Here is a 20,534-nt window from a genome sequence, read left to right on the forward strand (position 1 = left end):
ACTACGGCCCGGCTGGTGATGTCACCAGCCGGGCCGTAGTCGAGTGGATCACAGGCCCAATCAGGAGTTGGCTGCATGCCAGGCAGGTGGCAGGGTTAGCCCGGTCGGCATGGGCGTCCCGCCTGGCGGCACGAGGCCCAGCGGCTGCGTGCCAGTGGTGTCGCTGAAGTTGACGGTGCCGCCGGAGAACCGTGCCACGCTGAAGTCGACACTGCCGCTGGAGAAGTTCGCCGCGCTGAAGTCGACTGTGCCGCTGGAGAAGCCTGCCGTGCGGAAGTCGACTGTGCCGCTGGAGAAGCTTGCCGCGCGGAAGTCGACCGTGCCGGAGAAGCTTGCCGCGCGGAAGTCGACCGTGCCGCCGGAGAACCGTGCCCGGCTGAAGTCGACTGTGCTGCTGGAGAAGCTTGCCGCGCGGAAGTCGACCGTGCCGCCGGAGAACCGTGCCGCGAGGAAGGCGACCGTGCCGCCGGAGAACTCAGCCGGGCTGAAATTGACCCTGCCGCCGGAGAACCGCGCCTCGCTGAAGTCGACCATGCCGCCGGAAAACCCCGCCAGGCCGAAGTCGACCCTGGCGCCGGAGAACCGTGCCGCGCGGAATGCGACCCTGGCGCCGGAGAACTCCACCATGTCGAAGTCGACACTGGCGCCGGAGAACTCCGCCTCGCTGAAGTCGACACTGCCACCTGAGAACCGCACCCTGCCGAAGTTGACCGTGCCGCCGGAGAACTGCGCCCCGCTGAAGTCGACCCTGGCGCCGGAGAACCGCGCCCCGGTGAAGTTGACCGTGCCGCCGGAGAACACGGTCCCGCGGAAGGCGACCCTGCCACTGGAGAACTGGGCATAGGAGAGGTCTCCGCCGTCGAACGTGATGCCGGTGAGGTCGAAGTCGTGCCCCTGCCAGGAGTGTGGGTGCTCGGGCTTCAGACGGAGATGGTCGCGGATGAGCCGGACGACGGTGTGCCGGACTTCCCGCAGCGCCAGGTACGCGTGTCGGGCCTCTGCGTCGCCCGCCGGCAGGTCTGTCTCGGCGGTGTAGGGCAGGCGGAGGTAGGCGCACAGCACGTCGATGCAGGTCTGGCGCAGGTCACGGGTGGGGGCGTCGTCGGCGAGGCCCGCCAGGGCGTGCACGCCGCCGAGGCGGACCGCGGCAGCCTCATTGCCGAGCTGGCCGACGGCGGTGGTGAAGCGCTCGGTGTGCAGCCGGGTGGCCTCGCGGAGGGCACCGTCCTCGTCCACGCGCTGGCGCCGGTAGGCGACGATCAGGGCGACCAGGGCGCCGGCCCCGGCCACCACACCGAACGACAGCTTCACTAGGTCGAACAGCGTCTTGGAGTCGATGCGGTGCTCGGGCTTGAGTCCCCTGGCGTCGAGCAGGTCCCAGCCGGTGTAGAACACCGCGGCGGCCACTAGGACCGCTGCGGCAAAGGCGAGGACGAGGACGCGGCCGACCGGCCACAGGCGCAGCCCCCGTCGTTCCGCCTGGCGCCGTAACGTAGGTACTCCCATACCCGATCAGGACCGTTACCGCGGCGAGGTGGTTGCAGCCGTGGTGTCCGATGTTGGCCGTCGTCCGAGACCGTCTGGTCCCGTGCTGCCGTTTCGAACGAGAGGACGTCCCCAACAGACGTGGTCCTACACTGCCTTCACCATTGGCACGATGATCACAAAGGTGGTCCAGTGAAGCGCCTCTTCACTCGCGGAGCCCTCCTCGCCGCAGCCCTCGGAACGGCTGTCTGCGCAATCACGGCCTGCGGGAGTCCGCACACGGCGAAAGCCGCCGTGAAGGCGGGGACCGCCACGCCGACCGCTCCCCCAGCGTCTGCTTCTCCCTCGGCCGCACCGTCCAGCTCCCTTCTGGCAGCCAGCTCTGCACCGTTGACCGAGACGCAACTTTCCGCCGTCGCCCAGACCCTGACTCGGATGGGCGCGCCTGGGCTCACGGAAGACACGTCCGCCCGGAGCACTGGAGTGAACGACGAGAAGCAAAAGGTCGACTCCGGTGGCCCGGCCTGCGAGACCTTCATGAATGCCCTGCAGTCCTACGCGGCCACCTACGCTGTGACCGCAGAGGTCGACCGCGGGTACTCCGCCGCCACGACGAACGGCAAGGAGTTGGTCATGGTCGACCTGGTGAGCCACGCCTCGGCCGCGCAGGCGCACCGCACGGTCGAGGACGTGCGGACTTCATCGAAGTCCTGCCCCCACCTGACTGCCACGCTCGATGGCGGAAGCGGCCGTATGAACCTGGCACCGCTCGCACAGCCGGTCATGGGCGACGACTCCGCCATCGTAAGGATCGGCACGGAGCAGAACGGCGCAGTCGTGCTCGTCACGACTGCCATAGCCCAAGTGGGCTCCACGACCCTGGTCGTCTTTGATTTCTCGCCGAAGGCGTACGACTACGGGGTGGTCGACCAGGTGACCAAGCAGGCCGTCACCATCGTGCGCAATACGAGCCACGGATAGACGCCTGCGCCGGAGATGACTCGTCTCAACGAAGTTTGACCAGTTGCACCGAAGTTTGACCGCGGACTCCACCAGCAGGGGCGGAGATGCGCAGCAGCGTCAGAACGGTGTCGGCGGTCACGTAATTCCCCACGTTCTGCATGATCAGCGCCACGTAATTCCTCACCCGCGTGGTCACGATTCCCCACCGGGGCGCCGACCATCGATGGTGCCGCCGACCATGCTCGAACTGACGCGATATTCCCTGCTTCGGGTGGTTTGACCACTGATTAGTCCATCCTTGCGAATCGGGCGAGTTCCCCATGGGCATGCCGGTGCCCGGGTTGAGGGCCCGGATCTCTCGGAGCGTCGCGGGCCCTCGATCCGCGAGCCGAGAGGCCGACGGACGCACCGGATGGCAAGGAGAACATTCACCGTGATCGACATCGTCGAGATTTACGTGCACTGGTACGCGGGCCGGTCCAAGAGCCAGGTGTCGGCCTCGCTGGGGGTGGACCGCAAGACGATCAGGAAGTACCTGGCGCCGGCGGAGAAGGCGGGGATCACCCCGGGCGGGCCGCCCATGAGCGAGACGGACTGGGCCAAGCTGCTCAAGAGCTGGTTCCCCGAGCTTACGAGCCGGAAGCTGAACCAGGTCAGGTGGGGCGAGATCGAGCCGCACCGCGACTACGTCAAGGAACTACTGAAGACGACCACGGTCACCACGATCCACCAACGCCTTCGCGACGAGGGCAAGTTGAAAGTGTCACTGACGACGTTCCGCCGCTGGGTCCACGAGAACCTGCCCGACGAGGCGGCCCGCTCGAAGGTCACGGTGCTGCGGGACGACGTCGAGCCGGGCTCGGAGGCCCAGATCGACTACGGCTTCCTGGGGCAGTGGATCAACCCCACGACCGGGAAACGCCACCGGATCTGGGCGTTCGTGATGGTGCTGCCCGCCTCGCGGCACATGTTCGTCCGCCCGGTGACGCACATGGACCAGCACGCCTGGACCCTCGCACACGCAGAAGCCTTCCGCTACTTCGGCGGCGTCCCGCACCGCCTGGTGCCGGACAACCTCAAGACCGGGGTCGACAAGCCGGACCTCTACGACCCGAAGATCAACCGCTCCTATGCCGAACTCGCCACCTACTACGGCACGTTGGTGGACCCGGCTCGCGCGTCGAAGCCGAAGGACAAGCCGCGGGTCGAGCGGCCCATGCCTTATGTTCGCGACTCGTTCTGGAGCGGTCGGACGTTCACCTCGCTGGAGCACATGCAGGCTGAGGCCCTGCTCTGGGCCACGAACGTCGCAGGTCAGCGCCAGTGCCGCCCGCTGGGGGGTGCCAAGCCACTGTCCGTCTTCGACGCGGTGGAGGCCAAGGCCCTGCTGCCGCTGCCCGAGGAGCCGTTCGTGCTGGCCCGATGGTCGCAGGCCACCGTCGGCCCGGACATCCACATCAAGGTCGGCCGCACGCTCTACTCGGTGCCCTGGAAGCTGATCGGCCGCCGTGTCGATGTCCGCTCCACCGCCACGATGGTCCAGGTCTTCCACGAGGGTGAGCTGGTCAAGACGCACGCGGCACTTGAGCAGGGCAAACGCACAGACAAAAACGACTACCCGCCCGAGAAGATCGCCTTCCAGATGCGCACGCCGATCTGGTGCCGCGGCCAAGCCTCGCAGGTCGGGGACGCCTGTCGGGAAGTGATCGACCAGCTGCTGGAGGTCAACGCCCTCTACCGGCTCCGAGCCGCCCAGGGAGTGCTTGGACTGCGCAAGAAGTACGGCGACAGCCGGCTGGAGGCCGCCTGCCGCAAGGCGGTCGCGGTCGGTGACCCGTCCTACCGGACCGTCAAGGGCATCCTGGTCGCCGGGACGGAGACCGACCCGGAACCGGAGACCGGCGACGCCGGAGCCTCGGCCTTCCTGCACGGCCCCGAGGGCCTGTTCGCCGCCACCGTCCCCCTGCAGATCTCCGGCGAGGTTCACGACGACCAGGGTCACGCCGACGCCGGCGCCGAGGAGGCCGGCCGGTGAGCGTGATGACCACCGCCCTGCGCGACTCGCTGAAGACGCTGCGGCTGTCCGGCATGCTGGAAACCCTCGACGCCCGCCTCACCCAGGCCCAGAAGGGCGAGCTTGGGCACCTCGACTTCCTCCAGGTCCTCTGCCAGGACGAGATCACCCGCCGCGAGTCCGTCGCGCTCGAACGGCGCCTGCGCAGGGCGAAGTTCGAGCAGCAGGCCACACTGGAGGGCTTCGACTTCGCCGCTTCCCCGAAGCTGCCCGCGGCCCAGATCCGCGACCTGGCGGCCCTGCGCTGGCTTCACTCCGGCGAGTCCGTCATTTTGTTCGGGCCCGTCGGGGTTGGGAAGACACACGTCGCCCAGGCGCTCGGCCACCAGGCCGTCCGCCAGGGCGCCAACGTCCGCTTCAGCAAGACCAGCCGCATCCTCAGCGAGCTCGCCGGCGGTCATGCGGACCGCACCTGGGACAAGCGCATGCGCGAACTCATCCGCCCTGACCTGCTGATCCTCGACGACTTCGCCATGCGCCAGCTGACCGCATCCCAGGCCGATGACCTTTACGAACTCGTCTCCGAGCGGCAGGGACGCTCTCTGATCATCACCAGCAACCGAGCGCCCAGCGACTGGTATCCCCTCTTCCCCAACCCGGTCGTCGCCGAGTCCCTGCTGGACCGGCTGATCAACGCTAGCCATCAGGTGATCATGAACGGCCCCAGCTACCGGCCCAACAAGCGGCCCAAGGCTCCGACCGGTAAGCCGCCGACCGCCTAGCGTCCGGGCTGGTCGACGTTCCACTCCCTCGGCAGGGCCTCGTCACAGAAGACGCAGACGAAGTCCTCTTCGCGCACGATGTTGAGCTGCTGGCAGGAGAGGCAGCGTCGGAACACCACCTCGTGCGTGAAACCGGACGGGCGAACGATCCCGGCCCGGTCCAGGGCCTCGACGACGGCCGACCACGAGCTGACGTCCGGGCAGTAGCCGGTCGACTGATTGCTGACCTCGCCGGCCACCCACCGCCCGGACTCCTCGCGGAAGCTGATCTCGCCAGCGCCAAGGACCGCTTCTCCACCAGCACACACCACATGCTCACTGCGACGCGGCGCGAGACGCAGGACCCCAGCCTGATCGATAACGAAGGTGAAGGGCTCGGCCAACTCCTCCACCGTCCGAGCCGAGACCCACTCGTGGAAGTTCGCCGGCGACCGCATGCCCTGACCCTCGCCGTCCGGTCGGACGAGGCTCCTCAACTCGGCCGGCCCGACATAGCGATAGCTCCACCCGCGCATGGTCATGCTCGCCAACCTAGACCCGACTGGGGCGAGGACCTGGGGAATTACGTGACCGCCGGGGTGGGGAATTACGTGATCGTCGACAAACGGTGGTTTGTTGGAGTAGGGGTCGGTGGCGGGTTGGGCGTTTGGCCGGTTCTGGAGGACTCGGATGGCGTCTTCAATGCGGCCGAGGTCGATGAGGCGCTGGGCCAGGACGGAGCTGTTGGAGGTGGGGTGCTGTTCGAGGACAGCGACGGCTTCCTCGGTTCGGCCGGCGTCGGCGAGCACGTCTGAGAGGGACCAGGCCGCGTACCAGGTGTCGCCTTCGTGGTGTGCCTGTGCCTGCTCGATCGCTTCGTCGAGCAGGCCGCAGTCGGCCAGCAGGGGAAGCCGCATCCTGAAGAAGTCCCCCTCCTCCTCTCCACTGCGGCGTTCCTTGAGGGCGTCGAGGTGGGACAGACCCTCCTGGGCGCGGCCATGCTAGGCATACAAGGTGCACAGCGAGGCGACGACCCAGTCCTCCGCTCCGCCCGGAGAGTCCGCCAGGGCGCGCATCACCGCGATCGCCTCGTCGCCCCGGCCGTGACGGGACAGGAGCCCGGCAAGCAGCACTCGGTCGTGATAGCGGCGGGTCGACGCAACGTCCTCTTGCCGGTAGACGGCGATCGCGCCCTCCAGGTCGCCGCGCTCCTCAAGCACTTCAGCCAGGCACTGCGCGGCGTGCCCGTGTCCGTCGGAGGCCGCGTACTCGCGCAGTTCCTCGATCCGGCCGTGTCTGGCCAGCAGATCTGCGAGTTGGTCTCGACCGTTGACGGAGGTGCTGTGCCGGGCGCGTAGCAGGGCGATCGCGTCCTCGGTGCGGCCTTGGCGCTCGCGAATCTGGGCGAGCAGGCCGAGTGCGGTGTCGGCGTCCAGGCCGCCTCGGCAGCACCATGGGCTGTCGCAGCGGTGGTCGACCGTGATCCAGGCGGTCAGCAGCGCGGCGGCGTCCACCAGCACAGCGGCGAGAAACCAGTCCTCGACTCCGGGGCGCAGCAGCTCGAAGGCTTCGGCGCCATGGTCGTGGCGGCCCATGAGGCGCCCTACGAAGTCGAGCGCCATCCGGTCACCGGCCTGCGCATGAGGGCGGGTCAGCGCGATCGCTTCCCGCGCTCGCCCCCAGCTCTCCAGCAGTTCTGCCTGGGCCCGGGCGGCCGGCCACCAGCCCGTGGCGACGTACGGGGCGAGGACCTCCAGCGCGCGGTCCTGTTGGCGGCGCTCACCGAGGAGCTGGGCCCACGCCCGTGCGCCGAACCACTCGCCCTGACCCGCCTGGGACTCCACTTCTTGTTCATGGCCGAGCTCGAGAAGCCGGTCGACCAGCGGCGGCGGGATACAGCCGGACAGAGTCCGGACTTGACGGTCAAGATCAGCAGCGTCCACAGCACCGCACCCCATCGAACGGTTCCAGACTCGACGAGATCACCAACGGAACCAGTTCATGGTCAACGGCTTCCGCGCCGTGATGTACTGCCTGGCCAGCACCGGCTTCGCGTCGGCTCGGTAGCGTGTGGGCCAGGGCAGAGGAAAGGGGAAGGCACGATGGGTGATGGTCTCGGGTGGATCGGCGAGCACTGGTACAGCGGTGCGGTCGTCAAGGACGGGATGCTCGCGGACATCTCCCTCACGGCGGTGCGCGGTGTGGACCCGGTGGACTTCGTGGTCCGTCTCGGTGCTGACCGGCTCAGGGCTGAACGGGCTCCGCTGTTCAAGGACTTCGAGCGGCGAGGCGTGGCGTTGGGCGACAGTGTGGCGATGTTCGGCCGAAGCGGCGAGTGGACATACGTTCTGGAGACGGAGCGGTCTACCTGGCACCTTCTTTTCCTTGACCGGCTGGGCCAGGACACCCTGATGGAGCAGGGCGAAGAATTCGTGTGCCTGGACCGCTTCCTGGTCGAGGCCCCGTGGGTCTGCTACGGCGACGCGGCCGGTGAAGTGAGGGCCATCGGGCCCGGCGACAGTGTGCTGGAGACCGCTTTCCCGCTCGTGGACCGCCTCGGCGCCTTCGCCACGCTGGACGCGGCCCTGCGTCAGACCGGGGCGGTGCGGGCCACCTTCCCCGGATGTGACGACGCTGAGGATGAAGACGAGGAACTGGCGAGGCGGCTGTTCACGGCGGTGGGTGAGCATCTCGGGCTGTCGCTGCCGCGCCGGGAGATCGAACAGGGTCTGCTGCCCGCGGTACACCTGCCCTCGCCGGTGTGAGCCGGAGCTCACAGGGACACCACGCCCTGGCGGCGCGGCGCCCCCTGTGAGCGACGTGGTGCTATTGGTTGTTCGCGGTCATGGTGCACTTCACGGTCGTGCTGTCGCTGGAGCATGCCGCGCTCATGTTCGTGTTCAGCCAGTACGGGTCGCGGTCCAGCAGGCGCTGGTTCGCGTTGAAGGCCGCGAAGCCGGCCATCGAACCGCTGTTGTCGCTCCCGGAGATCGCGGACCGTCCGCAGACCTCCTTCCACGTCGGGGTATGGCCGTCGATGTTGAACAGGTGGACGGTGCTGCCCTGCTTGCTCGCGAAGGTCTGCACACAGGCGTCTCCGCTGCTGACCGGGTTCAGGCCGCCCGCGAGCGAGGGCATCCCACCGCTGTTGTAGGTGGAGTTGAACGCGAACTCGTCGCAGTTGGGCTGGTCTGTCGTGCTGTTGAGGGCGCTGGTGTCGCCGTTGGCCGCTGCCCATCCGGTCGGGCAGATCACCGTCCGGTTGCCGCTGATGTCACTGTCGGCCAGGAAGTACAGCGGCTTGCCGTAGGCCAGGCTGCCGGGGTGATTGGTCAGCTTGTGCTGGATCAGCCAGGCGTGTGCCGAGGCCTGCGGGTACTTCGCCGCGTTGAACGTGTAGGTCGGCACGTAGTTGTGAAACACGCAGCCGATCGTCGGCGCCTGACTGACGATCTTGGTGTTGTCGCACCGGATCTGGTCGGAAGCTCCGCCGTTCTCCAGGTCGCCGTTCGCGACGTCCATGAAGACGGCGGGGGACGACTCCACCGTCTGTGCCGGGAGCTTCGGGTTGCCCTGCAGCGCAACCGCGACACCGAGCTTCATCACCTCGGGGTTGGTAGAGGACGGTCCGGTGAGCGTCGGTCCCCAGACGTAGGAGGCGTCCGAGGTAACCGTGTGGTGGTCGCCGGGAACCCATGAGGCCGCTCCCTGCCAGCCGCTGACGCTCTGGACGTCGCAGTTGCCGGAGGGCTCGCAGTCGATGACGGGAGCGTCCAGTGTGAAGGCGGGGATGGTTGCCGGAACGTCCACGTTGGTGACGCTGATCCGCTCAGTGATGTTCCCGGACTGCGGATCGAGCTTGCGCTCGTTGACCACCAGTGCCTTCACGGTGCCCACGGGGGCGTTGTTGATCATCGCTTCCCACGACAGGGTGAACGACGAGCACTCCTCGAACCGCGTGGTCCATACCCCTGCCGGCGGGTTGGCTGGGTCACAGTTGCTGACCAAGGAGGATGTCGCCGCGGCCCTTTTCTGTGCGTCGGTTTCACGGGGCAGGGTGAAGTTACGGCCGTTGTAGGGCTCGGCCTTGCCGCACACCTTCACTCCGTCCGAGGAGGTGGTGCAGCGGGTCGGGAACAACCCGGGATCGGTGGAGCGATCGCGGTTCGGGGCGGCCGTGGCCGTCCACGGGGAGGCCGGTGCCAGCGTTTTCGTGTACGGCTGGGCGGACTGGTCCGGGTTCACCGCCGAGGCGTTGGGGTTGGGCAGCGTCAAGTCGACGGGCATCGTGACGCGGAATCGTGCCCACGGCGACCACGAGGTCTCGTACAGACCGCTTTCCTTGGCGTAGGCGGAGGTGTGGAAGACGTAGTCGACGTTCGGCTTCAGGTATCCGGCCCCCACGGTCACGGAGGCGAGCGATCCGGACGTGACGTAGCCGGATACCTCGACACCGTACTGGCCACTGCTGATTGGTACCTGGGTCTTGGCGTTCCCCGAGGAGTCGGCGGTCCAGACCTCGAAGGTGAGATCCATCGTGCCGCCGTCGGCGTTGGTCACGGTGTTGCTGAGCTTGACCCTCGGAGTGGTGACCTGCCAGACGCCGGAGGCGTCCTTCGTGCCCGGCCCAGCCGTGGGAGTCTTGCCGGACACGGGACGGGACGCTGTGGCGGTCAGGGGTGTCATCGCTGGCCCGGCGGCCGGCCGGGTCGACGGTGCGGCATTCGGATTCAGGTTGCGATTGAAGCCCCCACCACCGGCCGCAGTTGCGGTCGCCGTTCCAGATCCCAGTAACAGCAGCGCTGCGACGCCGATGGCCAACCGGCGAAGGACGGGCTTACTTCTGGACGTACCAGGCAAGACGTTTCCCTGCTGACCCTGTTCCGCCCATCTGCCGATACAGACTTGGGCCTTTCTTAAGTTTTTCCAGGACACGGGTGTGGTCCTCTCACGCCGGTGACTTCACCAGCAATGACTCTTGGATGGCTGCGACATGCGTTCGACGTCGCCGCCCCTTCCTATGCGATCGGCACATGACGTGCCACCAGGTGAAGGGTGAGGAAGTGGATAACGGGGACCATGTCGACTGTGATCATCTCCATGGTTTGACCATGGTTGTACTTCAGTCTGTGAAGCTTCCGTGGAGTCCCACTGGTGGGGACACCAACGGGACTTGATTCCTGATCTTGGACACCCGGCGATGCGGGGGGTGTGCCGGAGGTTGCGGCGAGCGAGCAGGCACCGGGCAGTTTCCCCTCAGAGGCGGGGTGTTCGGCTCGACATCTCGGAGGGGCTGCCGCCAAGGGTGCGCCAGCAACCGCGCAGGCTCAGCCGTCCGAGGAACGCCACGGCAGTGATCGCCTCCGCCGCCGGGACGTCCTCCCAGCTCGCCCAGGCCGCGGAGACCGGCACCAGGTCGCCGGACACCTCTTCTGACCGGCACCAATGCTTAGCAGCAGCACCCGTCGGCCACCACATCCGCCGATCTCGGCGCCTCGATCGAGGTCGGCGCCTCGTCCGCGACGACGTCCAGTTCGGGGAACGCGCGGCGGCCCAGTTCCCGCATGGCGGCGGTCTGCCACTCCACCGCTTCGGCGATCGAGGGGTCCATCCTTGACAGCCAGACAGGCCTGGCGGTGCGCCTCGATGGCACGGCGGTAGCCGTCCGTCAGGGTCCGTCGTTTCACCGGCGCGGCGGGCACGGTCGGCCGAGCCGGGTCGGCGGCCGCCGTGGCGGGCCCGGCCTTCACGGGTGCGGGCGCCAGGACGTGCAGCGTGCGGACGCTCGCGCCACGCACCCTCCCGTTGGCAGCCGCGACGGGCTTCGCCGCGCTCCAGCGCAGCTTCGTGCCGTACGCGGGCGCCGTCGGTGGCGACGTCCAGGCGGCCGGTGCCCGCGTCGACCGCCACGGCATGGACGTGCCCGGCGAGTTCCGGCGCGGCCGCGTGGAGGATGTCGGCGAACTGCGCGAGGACGCTCCCGCCGGCGGCCGGGGCAACCGTGCCACGCTCGGCTATCATCATGCTGATCGCGCTGCCGAGCCCAAGCGGCTCGCGGCCGTCGCGGCGTACGACCGCGCCGGTGCGCCGCTTCGGCTTCTTCTTCCGGGCGGCCCCGTTCTTCCGTGCCGCTTCCCGGGCCGCGACCAGGGCCTGGCGCGCGAGGTCGACTCCGCTCGGCTCGGTGCTCACGCGATCACCGCCCCGGCCGCCTCGCAGTCCAGCGGGCGCGCGGCGAGCTCCGGCAGCCGGTCCGTCCACGGCGCGGGCACGGCCGCCTCACTCCGGACCGTCACCCGCTCGCGCAGCTGCTCCAGGCGCACGGCCAGCAGGTACTCCGCGGGCGCGGGACGACCTTCGGGTCGTGCAGCCTACTCACGTGAGTAGGGAGCTACCCCCGCGGGCGCGGGAACGACCGGGCTGCGACCAGTACGTGCAGGCGATGCAGGGAGCTACTACCCCCGCGGGCGCGGGGACGACGCGGAGCGTGCGGGAGGCTTCGCGGCCCTGGAGGAGCTACCCCCGCGGGCGCGGGGACGACGAGGTCAGCGTGATCGTGATCGACTGCTCGAAGGAGCTACCCCCGCCGGCGCGGGGACGACTCTTCCCGTGTGCAGGCTGCGGTGCGTCCTCTAGAGCTACCCCCGCCGGCGCGGGGACGACCTGACATGCGGTGTCGACGGCGCCGACTGTCCGGAGCTACCCCCGCCGGCGCGGGGACGACGACGATCCAGGTGGCGCCGGATCCGACTGTCGGGAGCTACCCCCGCCGGCGCGGGGACGACCGGAGGGCCGGTTTCGTCCGCCGACCGTCCGGAGAGCTACCCCCGCCGGCGCGGGGACGACTTGCAGTAGGTGGGTCGGTCTCAGGCCCTCGGCGAGCTACCCCCGCCGGCGCGGGGACGACCACTCGCGCTTCCCGTTGGAGCGTTGGATCAGGGAGCTACCCCCGCCGGCGCGGGGACGACGCTTCGTGACCTGCGATGACGTCAGGCGGTCAAGCCATTTTGCTTTACTTCGTTCGCGGACCACCAGGGCTTTTCGCTGGGAGAGTTGCGCCACATCGGATTCCTCCGTGGGTCCGAGGATGACTGCAAGCAAGTCCCTGAGCACTACCGGCTCAGGGAACTACCTCGGCAGGCGTGGGACATGAGCTGACTGACGACGTGCGCATGGTGAAGCTGCCCGCAGAGCACGAGGGTGAGGCGGTCGAGTGGCGACCGTAAACGGACGCCGGTCATCCTGCGCTCGGGGGCCGGGAACCTCAACAGCTTCCCGTCGTGCACCGACCCGGGGCGGCGTGCTGGCCTTCGGGCTCGAGGGGCCCGCCGGCCGAGGACGCGGTTCAACGCGCACCGCTGCTCTGCCTGGCAGGAGATACGCGTCTACCACCGCCGCTATGACCACGGGCGGCGCAAACTGGTCGAGATCGTTACAACCCCGCTCCGCACTGCCCCATGGTCGTAGCGCGACAGCCTCGTTCCCGTGATGGAGGAGCGTGTCCGAGGCCGTCTGGCTAACAGGCCGGGCACGGCCCGGCTACCTTGCTGTCCACTGAGTCAGAGGAGGCGAGACGCGGATGACCGAGCAGCATGGTCCGTTCGCGCGTGACGGTCGCCCAGTGTGCGGCGTGTGCCCGTCCCTGCGGCTGCCAGGGGGCCACTTCGACGTCGTCGAGCGCCCTTCCCGGGACTGCCCGTTCGATCCGGCTACAGGCCATCGGTTCACCGCGGCCGACGTGCCGGTATGCGTGCACCCCGACCGGGTTGGGCTGCCGGCCGCTCCGTACGCCACACACGGTCTCCCCCTGCCGTGGGAGACCCCGCCGCCCGTAGAGGCCGGCGAGGTCCCCGCGTGGGTGCGCGCGGCGCTGGACGCGGCGCCGCCGGAAGCCTGCGCCGACTTGATCCGGCAGGCGACCGAGATCCTGCTCGCCTCGGACCCCGGCACAGACGTCACCGCGGTTCTGCGCGCCGCGCTCAGCTAGGCCGCGGCTCCGGCGAAGGTGATGCTGTGCTCCCGGCCGGAGCGGCCCATGCCGATGCTGGCATACAGGCCGGCGAGCACGTCGCGGCGCCGGACGACTTCCTCGTGGTCGAGCCAGTACCGCACCGGCGGCTCGCCCCACGCCGCGCGGTAGCAGTCGTGGGCGTACCCGCCGACGCGGAAGTCGGTGTGCTCCTGGTCGGTCTGGTGGATGATGACGGCCCCGACACGGGCCGCGATCCGGGTGAGCAGCTGCGCCTGGGCGAGCATCGCGTGCGTCATCTCATCGACCGGGACGGCGATCGCGATCTCCGCCGCCTGGTCGTCGTTGGTCGCGTCGTACACCGCGGCCTTCAGCGCGAGGGCGCGCAGGCCCTCCTCGAACAGCGGCTTGGCGTCCGCCTCAAGGCTCCAGCGCTCCACGACCGGGAACCCCGTGAAGCACTGCCAGTCCTCGCTGTACTCCAGGCTCGCGGCCCGGAACGCGGCGAACTCGCGGTCGGTCTTGATGTCGTTCAGGATGCGCTGCGCGGCGTCGGCGACGGCCTCCACGGCGGGCATCTTGACCTGCGACATACGGCTTCCTCTCCTTGACGGGAATGGTGCCTGGTACCCGCCCGACGGCCGAACCGGTGACATCCCGGCCGCCGGGCAGGGGTCTATGGGGGAGCTACTCGCGCGCGGCGGCCTCGTGGCCCCGGCCCGCTCGTCTCGGGGTGCGGGCCGTCCGGGTCGGACCCGGACGGGCTGGTCGGCCAGCCCGTCCGGGAGCTTGGCCCGCTCCGGGCCGGGCCCAAAACAGCGGCCCGTAACTGCCATCCGGCCCGGAGCGGGGGTTCATGGGTCAGGCCGCAGCGGTGTACTCGTACAGCGCCAGCAGCGACCGGACGAGCACGGCCAAGTCGAAGACCGACTCGTCCGGCAGCGCGCCGCGTATCGGGGTGGCCAGGGCGGCGAGGGCCTCGGCGAGGACGTGCTGGGCGGCGCTCCGGTTGAACCTGCCGGCCATGCCCGGCAGCCGTGCCTCGATGACGGGCACGAGGAGCTGCAACTGGCCGCGCAGCATGCCGGCGAGGTGCGCCCGCTGCTCGTCACCGATCGTCCCCGGGGCCCCCAGGACCGCGGTGTACGTACGCCGGACCTGGTCGGCGTCGACGGCCGGTGTGACGGGTGCCCCGAGGGCGGTCATCGGCGTACCGCCTCTCGGGGCACCCGTGTCTGGGTGTGCGTGTCGACCACCGCCACGTCGAGGAGGGTCGCCGCGGTCTGGGCGCCGAGCATCCACCGCAGCCTCGCGTCACCGTTGAAGAGCGTCTGGGGCTTCCCGGCCGGTACCGGCCGCGGGCCCGGCTCGTACAGCTGCCCGTACACCCCGTCGGTGAGCACCTGGCCGACGCGCAGCGACACGAACTTCCCGCGGTTCGGCGTGCACTGGATCATCGCCACCGGCTGGCACGTCTCGCACGTCGGCGGATGCGTCGTCACCTCGCGCTCGGGCCACCCGGGGTCACCGCGGTGCTCCTCGACCAGCCACGGCCAGCCGAGGACGTTGCGGGTGACCGGGCTCCAGCACACCTGACACCGCATGAGCAGCATGCACTCCCGCTGCCGCGGCCCGTGGACGACACCGAGGCGCGGTTCCCCCTCCCCAGGTCTCGACCGCCACGGTTTCCACAGCAGTCCGGCCGCGCGCCGCTGCCCCTGCAAGGCGAGCGCACCGGACACGGCGAGCACGCGCGGGAGGCGGACCTCCTCGGCGCTCCACGCGGCGATGTAGGGGACGGGGCGGCCTTTGTGCATACGGAGTGCGGACATGTCTCTCTCGCGGTGACAAGGCGGAAAAGGGAGGCGTCGGCCGCGCGCGACGGGGGACACACGCGGCCGACGCCCGTTCAGGGGGTGCTCGGCGCCTGGTCCAGTTGCTCGGCACAGGCGTGCAGTACCGCGCGCAGGCGCTCGGGGTCGGCGAGCCGACGGCCGTGGTCCGGGGGGATGAGCCAGAACGGGCCGGGCGGCGTGGTGCGGTCCAGGCGCGGCACCCCGATGTGGTTGATGTACGTCCGGGCGCTGCCCAGGCACTCCACCCCGGCTGGGCTGTCGCGGTGCGGCCAGCGCCGGTCGGTACCCGGTGGCACCAGGATGTAGAAGTGCGGGCGGTAGTAGGCGCTGAACGCCGCCGCGGACAGCTGGAGTTCCGCGAGGCGATGACGCAGCAGCTCCGGGGTGGTGTCGCGGTCGAAGCCCGGATCGAGGACGGTGTACGGGGCCCGGACGGCGTCCCAGGTGATGCCCGCGGTCAGCAGGGCCACACCTTGCATCGCCCACTCTCCGGCGGTCAGCGCCGGGGACGCCGCGGCCTCGTACAGCCACCGCTCCGCCGCCGCGCGCCGTTCCCGGTCCGCTCCGTGCGGTGCGTGCTGGGGGGTTCCTAAAGCCGTCATGCCCATGAACCATCCGTCACTGAGTGTGTCGAGGTGATGACCAGAGAACACCTTGGTCTGGCGGTGCGGAAGGAACTTCTGGCGAACTTAGCCGTCGGCCGGGGCGGCTGCGCGGATCAGCTGGCGGAGGGCTCCGTAGTAGACGTCGTGGTCGACCACGGCGGGCAGGACCGTGCTGAGGTGCTCGGTCAGCACGGGGAATTCCTCCGGGTCGAGCGCGGCCAGCGCGCGCCGGGTGGCGGCCTGCGCGGACTTGGGGTCGCGGTGGTCCACGAAGGAGGCGCTGCCCAGGGTGAGCAGGTACAGCCGCCGGTAGGCGGTGATCGCCTCGACCGGGGTCATGCCCGCGGCGAGGGAGTCGGCGAGCTGGGGTTCCACCAGCCGCTTCAGCAGGTTCTGGCCGAGCCAGGGGCGGTCGCCGCGCAGCGCGACCAGCCCTGGATGGGCCGTCAGCAGCTTGTAGAGGGCGGTGAACCGCGCCTCGGTGGCCACGGCCCAGTCTGTACCGGGAGGGATCTCCGGCAGCTGGGCGGCGAGGTGGTCCGTCACCAGGTCGAGCAGTCCGGCCAGGTCGGTGCAGCGGCGCTGCAACGAGGCCACCCCGATCCCCAGGGACGCGGCCAGCGCCCGGAGACTGAGTGCCTGGTGCCCCTCCCGATCGACGATCAACAGCGCTTCTTCCGCGATGCGTTCAGGCGTCGCGCGGTCCAGGTATGCGGATTGCCGTGGCATGCGAGTCAGCGTACGGTACGCCGTACCGCAACGGTAGGTTCGTGCATCCTCACGGAGGCGACATGTCCCGCACTGCACTCGATCCGCTGTTCACCGCCCAGGCCGCCAAGTCCTTCACCGACCGGCACCTGGCCAACCTCGGCGCCGGCGTCGTCGCGGCCGTCCGCGTCCCCGACTTCCTCGACCCCGCGACCTGCGAGGCCGCGATGGCCGCCCTGGACCGGCTGCCCACCGCCGACTACGACCCGGCCCGCGTCCCCACCCGCATCCTCCGGTTCGGCCCCGCCCTCAACGACTACCGCACCCCGGACGGCCGCTTAGACGCCCCGAGGTACTGGGCCGCCGCGGAAGCCGCCCGCGCCGCCTGGCAGCGCGCAGGGATGCGCCCCGACCCGATCGCCATCTCCCTCGCCCGGCTCGGTACCGCCTGGGGCGCTGCCGTCTCCCCCGCCACCATCGGTGGCCGGCCGGTGTTCGGCGGCACCCTCCGCGAGATCAACGCGGGCGCCCTGATCCACTACGACGACATCAACCGCGAGTTCCCCGGCGGCCTGTTCGACCAGGACGTGGTGGCTCAGCTCGCGTTCAACGTCTGGGTGTCCGCTCCGGCCGACGGCGGGGCCACCACCGTGTGGCGCCACCGCTGGGAGCCCGCCGACGAACTGCACCGCGAGGCCTACGGCTACCAGGCGGAGGCCGTGAAGGACTACCAGAGCGTGAGCCTCACCCCGGAATGCGGTGACGGCCTGCTGTTCAACCCCGCGAACTTCCACGCCGTCGAACCGGCCCCCGCCGGGCGCCGCGTCGCCTTCGCGTTCTTCCTCGCCATCACCACCACCGGCCAGCTCATCGCCTGGTCATGACCCACCCACCGCAGGAGCAGCACGTGCACCAGCTCACGTACGGCGACATCAAGGCCGCCACCGACCGGATCGCCGGCCGCGTCCGGCCCGTCACCCTCACCCGCCTCGACGAGGGCGCGGTCCGTACCGGCCACCGCGACCCCCTGGACGAGCGGCCCGAGCAGCCCTGCGAGGTCTGGCTCGCCCTGGAGTTCATGCAGCACACCGGCAGCTTCAAGGCCCGCGGCGCCGCCAACTTCCTCCAGGCCCACCGCGACGCGGGCACCCTCCCGGACGCCGGCGTGACGATCGCCAGCGGCGGCAACGCCGGCCTCGCCTGCGCCTGGGCCGCCCAGGCCCAGGGCGTCCGCGCCACCGTGTTCCTCCCGGAGACGGCCCCCGAGGTGAAGGTGGCGCGGCTGCGCTCCTACGGCGCGGACGTCCGGCTGACCGGCGCCGAGTACGCGGAGGCGGCCGCCGCCTGCGAGGGGTACGCCGCGTCGAGCGGGGCGCTCGCCTCCCACGCCTACGACCACCCCCTGATCGCCGCCGGCGCCGGAACCCTGATGGAGGAGATCCACCAGCAGCTCCCCGACCTGGACACCGTGGTCGTCGCGGTCGGCGGCGGCGGACTGTTCGCCGGGGTGGCCACCGCCGCCCAGCAGTACGGCATCCGCACCGTCGCCGTCGAGCCCGAGCACTGCCGCGCGCTACACGCCGCGCTCGCCGCCGGCCACCCCGTCGACGTCCCCGTGAACTCGGTCGCCGCCGACTCCCTCGGCGCCCGCCGCACCTCCACCATGGCCCTGCACGCCGCCCAGCAGGACCACGTCACGTCCGTCCTCGTCTCCGACGACGACATCGTCCACGCCCGCCAGACGCTGTGGGACCACCGCCGCCTCGCCGTCGAGCACGGCGCGGCCACCGCGCTCGCCGCCCTCCTCGCCCCCGACCAGGGCGGCCGGGAACTCGGCCTGGCGGCCCGCCGCGCGACGCCGAGCCGGAGCTACCGGCCCGGCAACGGCGAAAAGGTCTGCGTCGTCCTGTGCGGCGCGAACACCAACACGGCCACCCTCACCCACCCCTGAGCCTCCCCCGGGCGCTCCCGAAGCAGGTCACCCCGCGCTTCGGGAGCGCCCCACCATTTTCTGGACCGCCCCGCGAAGACCGCCCCCGTGCTGACATGCTGATGAACATGGCGACCCTGAACGGACGATCCGTTGACCCCGATGCCCTTCTGGCCCTCGCGCTCACGAACTTCGGCCACTTCACCTCCATGCGCGTGGACGACCAGCACGTTCGTGGCCTGAGCCTTCACCTGGAACGCCTCGTCAGGGACTGCAAGACCGTGCTGGGCGCCGACCTCGACCCGGACCGGGTCCGGAACTACGTCCGCGAGACCGTCAGCGACCGCGCCGGCTCGTTCGTCGCCCGCGTCACGATCTTCGACCCGACCGTGGAGATGGGGCGCCCCGACAAGGCGACCACCCCCAGCGTCCTCGTGACCGTCCGCCCGACCGGCGACCTCCCCATGCCGCCGCTGCGCGTGAAGAGCGCCCCCTACGAACGCGACCTCGCCGAGGTCAAACACCTCGGCCTGTTCGGCGCCCTGCACACCCGGCGTGCGGCCCTCCTCGACGGCTACGACGACGCCCTGTTCGTCGGCCCCGACGGGCACGTCTCCGAAGGCGTCACCTGGAACGTCGGCTTCATCGGCGAGAACGGCATCGTCTGGCCGCAGGCCGACGTCCTGCCCGGCGTGACCCTGGCCCTCCTCCAGCAGACCGGCCAGCACCACACCACCCCGCTCACCCTCACCCAGGCCAAGGGCATGCAGGCCGCGTTCGCGACGAACACCTCCATCGGTGTGCGCGCCATCAGCACGATCGACGACGCCCCGATGGCAACCGAGCACCCACTCCTCACCCAGCTCAGGGACGCCTACCTCGCCATCCCGGGCGAGCGCCTGTAGGAGGCCACGATGACGGGGGTACCACGGTGGACCGGGCGCGAGATCCGCGCCCTGCGCACCGCCTTACGCATGAACGGCCGCTCCTTCGCCGACGCGGTCGGCGTCAGCCACCGGATGCTGGTGCGCTGGGAGGCCGGCGGCGAGGCCGTCGTGCCACGGGCCGGGAACCAGGCCGCCCTGGACACGATGCTGGCCACCGCCGGACGCGCGGTCCAGGAGCGGTTCGCAGCGCTGAACACCGCCGCAGCCGCAGCCGCCGAGGACGCCCGCGCCGAGCAGCTGCTGCGCCGGGAAACGCAGTACACCAAGAGCCCGGTGGACGGAAAGCTCATGGTCCCGGTGGAGGAAGGCATCTACCTCGCAGGCCCCGCAGGGACGCCGACCTGGACCGCGGCGTACCTCATCGACGTCTACCCGACCACGAACGCCGACTACGAGCGGTTCATCCGTGCCACCGGCCACCCGGCCCCGCGGCACTGGCCGAACGGACGATGCCCGGCCGACATCTTCGACCACCCCGTGGTCTGGGTGACCTGGAGCGACGCCGCCGCCTACGCCCAGTGGGCCGGCAAAACCCTGCCGACCAGCCAGCAGTGGGAGAAGGCCGCCCGAGGGCCGAAGGGCAACCCGTACCCGTGGGGAGACGCCCCCACGGCCGCGAAGTGCAACGTGCACGACTCCGGGATAGGGCGCACCACGCCCGTCTCCCGCTACCAGTCCGGCGTGAGCCCCTACGGGGCATACGACATGTGCGGCAACGTCTGGGAGTGGACCGCCACCGAACCCGAGCCCGGCCGGCACGAGCTGAAGGGCAGCGCGTTCACCTCCCCGTTCACCCGCGCCGCCCCGGCCCTGTTCAACGACGCCGCCGACCGCATGTCCGACAACGACACGGGATTCCGCTGCGCCAGCCCGGCGTGAGCCGGTGTTCTCAGCTGGGCAGCTTCGACTTCTGGTCGGGGCAGTCGACCAGCACCGCGGCGGCCACCAACGCGGCCGCCGCCTTCGCGGAGAACCCCTCCTTCGCGTACGCCACGGCGTCGTCGTACCCGCCCTTCTTCAGCTGGCCGCACAGCTCCTTGCCCTCGTCCCCGAGGGTGCCGGCGAGGTCGTCGGTCTTCATCCCGCCGAAGTCGTCTGGGTCCGCGGCCGCCGCCGCGTCCGCGTACTTCCTCTGCGCGTCGGACGGCCCGCTGGAGCCGCAACCCACGAGGAGCGCACCGGCAAGGACGGCGCCGAGAACCGTCGTAGTGATCGTTCGTCTCATGAGCGTCATCGTGGCACCCGTGGAAAACGCGTAGTGAAGACGTGACGAGTTTGTGACGGGTGCAGCCCGCT

Annotated in this window: 23 protein-coding genes and 1 CRISPR repeat array; of the genes, 9 read left to right on the top strand and 14 right to left on the bottom strand. The window is 70.0% G+C overall.

Annotated features, from left to right (window positions below; all coding sequences use genetic code 11):
* Positions 1 to 60: 60 nt before the first annotated feature.
* On the bottom strand, positions 61 to 1,506 hold the full coding sequence (locus BLW85_RS00765) for a pentapeptide repeat-containing protein (RefSeq protein WP_074990025.1): 1,446 nt from the start codon (positions 1,504 to 1,506) through the stop codon (positions 61 to 63).
* A 462-nt stretch (positions 1,507 to 1,968) separates the two neighbouring features.
* Between BLW85_RS00765 and BLW85_RS00770 the strand changes: the two genes are divergently transcribed.
* A complete protein-coding gene (locus tag BLW85_RS00770; protein ID WP_074990026.1) occupies positions 1,969 to 2,466 on the top strand; it encodes a hypothetical protein in 498 nt (165 codons plus the stop codon).
* Between the two features lie 25 nt (positions 2,467 to 2,491).
* Here BLW85_RS00770 and BLW85_RS40520 read toward each other — a convergent pair whose 3' ends face one another.
* On the bottom strand, positions 2,492 to 2,620 hold the full coding sequence (locus BLW85_RS40520; RefSeq protein ID WP_279628557.1) for a hypothetical protein: 129 nt from the start codon (positions 2,618 to 2,620) through the stop codon (positions 2,492 to 2,494).
* Between the two features lie 261 nt (positions 2,621 to 2,881).
* On the opposite strand from BLW85_RS40520, the gene istA reads away from it, so the two are divergent.
* Together istA and istB are read left to right on the top strand one after the other, a co-directional pair.
* Entirely contained in the window at positions 2,882 to 4,483 is a 1,602-nt protein-coding gene (gene istA, locus BLW85_RS00775; RefSeq protein ID WP_074990027.1) for an IS21 family transposase, read from the top strand.
* Complete coding sequence (istB, locus tag BLW85_RS00780) at positions 4,480 to 5,244, top strand: IS21-like element helper ATPase IstB (protein ID WP_074990028.1); 765 nt, start codon at positions 4,480 to 4,482, stop codon at positions 5,242 to 5,244. The genes istA and istB overlap by 4 nt, the downstream gene beginning before the upstream one ends.
* Here the strand turns inward: istB and BLW85_RS40700 are convergent.
* Together BLW85_RS40700 and BLW85_RS00790 are read right to left on the bottom strand one after the other, a co-directional pair.
* The gene (locus BLW85_RS40700; RefSeq protein WP_341867924.1) at positions 5,241 to 6,140 is read right to left on the bottom strand and encodes a tetratricopeptide repeat protein; all 900 of its coding nucleotides are present in this window, start codon (positions 6,138 to 6,140) and stop codon (positions 5,241 to 5,243) included. The genes istB and BLW85_RS40700 overlap by 4 nt on opposite strands.
* 84 nt (positions 6,141 to 6,224) lie before the next feature.
* Entirely contained in the window at positions 6,225 to 7,067 is an 843-nt protein-coding gene (locus tag BLW85_RS00790; RefSeq protein ID WP_244174770.1) for a tetratricopeptide repeat protein, read from the bottom strand.
* Between the two features lie 258 nt (positions 7,068 to 7,325).
* On the opposite strand from BLW85_RS00790, the gene BLW85_RS00795 reads away from it, so the two are divergent.
* Positions 7,326 to 7,988 (top strand): hypothetical protein, encoded by a 663-nt coding sequence (locus BLW85_RS00795; RefSeq protein WP_074990029.1) that lies wholly within the window; start codon positions 7,326 to 7,328, stop codon positions 7,986 to 7,988.
* A 61-nt stretch (positions 7,989 to 8,049) separates the two neighbouring features.
* Here BLW85_RS00795 and BLW85_RS00800 read toward each other — a convergent pair whose 3' ends face one another.
* From BLW85_RS00800 to BLW85_RS40850, 4 genes are all read right to left on the bottom strand, one after another.
* Positions 8,050 to 10,044: a hypothetical protein gene (locus tag BLW85_RS00800; protein ID WP_143060389.1), complete on the bottom strand. Its 1,995-nt coding sequence runs from the start codon at positions 10,042 to 10,044 to the stop codon at positions 8,050 to 8,052.
* Between the two features lie 435 nt (positions 10,045 to 10,479).
* Entirely contained in the window at positions 10,480 to 10,650 is a 171-nt protein-coding gene (locus tag BLW85_RS39110; protein ID WP_167381342.1) for a hypothetical protein, read from the bottom strand.
* Positions 10,651 to 10,672: 22 nt separating this feature from the next.
* The gene (locus tag BLW85_RS39890; protein WP_244174771.1) at positions 10,673 to 10,834 is read right to left on the bottom strand and encodes a hypothetical protein; all 162 of its coding nucleotides are present in this window, start codon (positions 10,832 to 10,834) and stop codon (positions 10,673 to 10,675) included.
* A gap of 577 nt (positions 10,835 to 11,411) precedes the next feature.
* A complete protein-coding gene (locus BLW85_RS40850) occupies positions 11,412 to 11,546 on the bottom strand; it encodes a hypothetical protein (protein ID WP_425275321.1) in 135 nt (44 codons plus the stop codon).
* A gap of 65 nt (positions 11,547 to 11,611) precedes the next feature.
* Positions 11,612 to 12,191: a CRISPR direct-repeat array (repeat unit 28 nt; unit sequence GAGCTACCCCCGCCGGCGCGGGGACGAC).
* 611 nt (positions 12,192 to 12,802) lie between these two features.
* Here BLW85_RS40850 and BLW85_RS00810 point away from each other — a divergent pair.
* Entirely contained in the window at positions 12,803 to 13,210 is a 408-nt protein-coding gene (locus BLW85_RS00810) for a hypothetical protein (RefSeq protein WP_074990031.1), read from the top strand.
* Here the strand turns inward: BLW85_RS00810 and BLW85_RS39895 are convergent.
* The 5 genes from BLW85_RS39895 to BLW85_RS00835 form a co-directional block, all read right to left on the bottom strand.
* Positions 13,207 to 13,785, bottom strand: a complete 579-nt coding sequence (locus tag BLW85_RS39895; RefSeq protein ID WP_074990032.1) for a hypothetical protein — start codon at positions 13,783 to 13,785, stop codon at positions 13,207 to 13,209. The two genes, BLW85_RS00810 and BLW85_RS39895, sit on opposite strands and share 4 nt — an antisense overlap.
* 268 nt (positions 13,786 to 14,053) lie before the next feature.
* A complete protein-coding gene (locus BLW85_RS00820) occupies positions 14,054 to 14,398 on the bottom strand; it encodes a DUF6415 family natural product biosynthesis protein (RefSeq protein ID WP_074990033.1) in 345 nt (114 codons plus the stop codon).
* A complete protein-coding gene (locus BLW85_RS00825; protein WP_143060390.1) occupies positions 14,395 to 15,024 on the bottom strand; it encodes a hypothetical protein in 630 nt (209 codons plus the stop codon). The genes BLW85_RS00820 and BLW85_RS00825 overlap by 4 nt, the downstream gene beginning before the upstream one ends.
* Before the next feature lie 77 nt (positions 15,025 to 15,101).
* A complete protein-coding gene (locus BLW85_RS00830) occupies positions 15,102 to 15,650 on the bottom strand; it encodes a hypothetical protein (RefSeq protein WP_143060391.1) in 549 nt (182 codons plus the stop codon).
* An 87-nt stretch (positions 15,651 to 15,737) separates the two neighbouring features.
* The gene (locus BLW85_RS00835) at positions 15,738 to 16,382 is read right to left on the bottom strand and encodes a TetR/AcrR family transcriptional regulator (RefSeq protein WP_074990036.1); all 645 of its coding nucleotides are present in this window, start codon (positions 16,380 to 16,382) and stop codon (positions 15,738 to 15,740) included.
* 62 nt (positions 16,383 to 16,444) lie between these two features.
* Between BLW85_RS00835 and BLW85_RS00840 the strand changes: the two genes are divergently transcribed.
* The 4 genes from BLW85_RS00840 (at position 16,445) to BLW85_RS00855 (ending at position 20,117) form a co-directional block, all read left to right on the top strand.
* A complete protein-coding gene (locus BLW85_RS00840; protein ID WP_074990037.1) occupies positions 16,445 to 17,245 on the top strand; it encodes a 2OG-Fe(II)-dependent halogenase WelO5 family protein in 801 nt (266 codons plus the stop codon).
* Entirely contained in the window at positions 17,242 to 18,312 is a 1,071-nt protein-coding gene (locus tag BLW85_RS00845; protein WP_074990038.1) for a serine/threonine dehydratase, read from the top strand. Before BLW85_RS00840 ends, BLW85_RS00845 begins: the two co-directional genes overlap by 4 nt.
* Positions 18,313 to 18,407: 95 nt before the next feature.
* Positions 18,408 to 19,196, top strand: coding sequence for an aminotransferase class IV family protein (locus BLW85_RS00850; protein WP_279628558.1), 789 nt, complete (start codon positions 18,408 to 18,410; stop codon positions 19,194 to 19,196).
* Positions 19,197 to 19,205: 9 nt separating this feature from the next.
* Entirely contained in the window at positions 19,206 to 20,117 is a 912-nt protein-coding gene (locus BLW85_RS00855) for an SUMF1/EgtB/PvdO family nonheme iron enzyme (RefSeq protein WP_074990039.1), read from the top strand.
* Between the two features lie 10 nt (positions 20,118 to 20,127).
* Here the strand turns inward: BLW85_RS00855 and BLW85_RS00860 are convergent, their stop codons facing one another.
* Positions 20,128 to 20,463, bottom strand: coding sequence for a hypothetical protein (locus tag BLW85_RS00860; RefSeq protein WP_143060392.1), 336 nt, complete (start codon positions 20,461 to 20,463; stop codon positions 20,128 to 20,130).
* Between the last annotated feature and the right edge of the window lie 71 nt (positions 20,464 to 20,534).

Source organism: Streptomyces misionensis (genome assembly GCF_900104815.1).
Taxonomy (GTDB): Bacteria; Actinomycetota; Actinomycetes; order Streptomycetales; family Streptomycetaceae; genus Streptomyces; species Streptomyces misionensis.

Excerpts from the sequence above, each read along its gene's own strand:
- BLW85_RS00820 (WP_074990033.1), bottom strand. The coding sequence starts at position 14,398 with ATGACCGCCCTCGGGGCACCCGTCACACCGGCCGTCGACGCCGACCAG.
- BLW85_RS00830 (WP_143060391.1), bottom strand. The coding sequence starts at position 15,650 with ATGACGGCTTTAGGAACCCCCCAGCACGCACCGCACGGAGCGGACCGG.
- BLW85_RS00860 (WP_143060392.1), bottom strand. The coding sequence starts at position 20,463 with ATGAGACGAACGATCACTACGACGGTTCTCGGCGCCGTCCTTGCCGGT.
- BLW85_RS00840 (WP_074990037.1), top strand. The coding sequence starts at position 16,445 with ATGTCCCGCACTGCACTCGATCCGCTGTTCACCGCCCAGGCCGCCAAG.
- BLW85_RS00855 (WP_074990039.1), top strand. The coding sequence starts at position 19,206 with ATGACGGGGGTACCACGGTGGACCGGGCGCGAGATCCGCGCCCTGCGC.
- BLW85_RS00835 (WP_074990036.1), bottom strand. The coding sequence starts at position 16,382 with ATGCCACGGCAATCCGCATACCTGGACCGCGCGACGCCTGAACGCATC.
- BLW85_RS00810 (WP_074990031.1), top strand. The coding sequence starts at position 12,803 with ATGACCGAGCAGCATGGTCCGTTCGCGCGTGACGGTCGCCCAGTGTGC.
- BLW85_RS39890 (WP_244174771.1), bottom strand. The coding sequence starts at position 10,834 with ATGGACCCCTCGATCGCCGAAGCGGTGGAGTGGCAGACCGCCGCCATG.
- BLW85_RS00850 (WP_279628558.1), top strand. The coding sequence starts at position 18,408 with ATGCTGATGAACATGGCGACCCTGAACGGACGATCCGTTGACCCCGAT.
- BLW85_RS40700 (WP_341867924.1), bottom strand. The coding sequence starts at position 6,140 with ATGCGGCTTCCCCTGCTGGCCGACTGCGGCCTGCTCGACGAAGCGATC.
- BLW85_RS00765 (WP_074990025.1), bottom strand. The coding sequence starts at position 1,506 with ATGGGAGTACCTACGTTACGGCGCCAGGCGGAACGACGGGGGCTGCGC.
- BLW85_RS39895 (WP_074990032.1), bottom strand. The coding sequence starts at position 13,785 with ATGTCGCAGGTCAAGATGCCCGCCGTGGAGGCCGTCGCCGACGCCGCG.
- BLW85_RS00845 (WP_074990038.1), top strand. The coding sequence starts at position 17,242 with ATGACCCACCCACCGCAGGAGCAGCACGTGCACCAGCTCACGTACGGC.
- BLW85_RS00825 (WP_143060390.1), bottom strand. The coding sequence starts at position 15,024 with ATGTCCGCACTCCGTATGCACAAAGGCCGCCCCGTCCCCTACATCGCC.
- BLW85_RS00795 (WP_074990029.1), top strand. The coding sequence starts at position 7,326 with ATGGGTGATGGTCTCGGGTGGATCGGCGAGCACTGGTACAGCGGTGCG.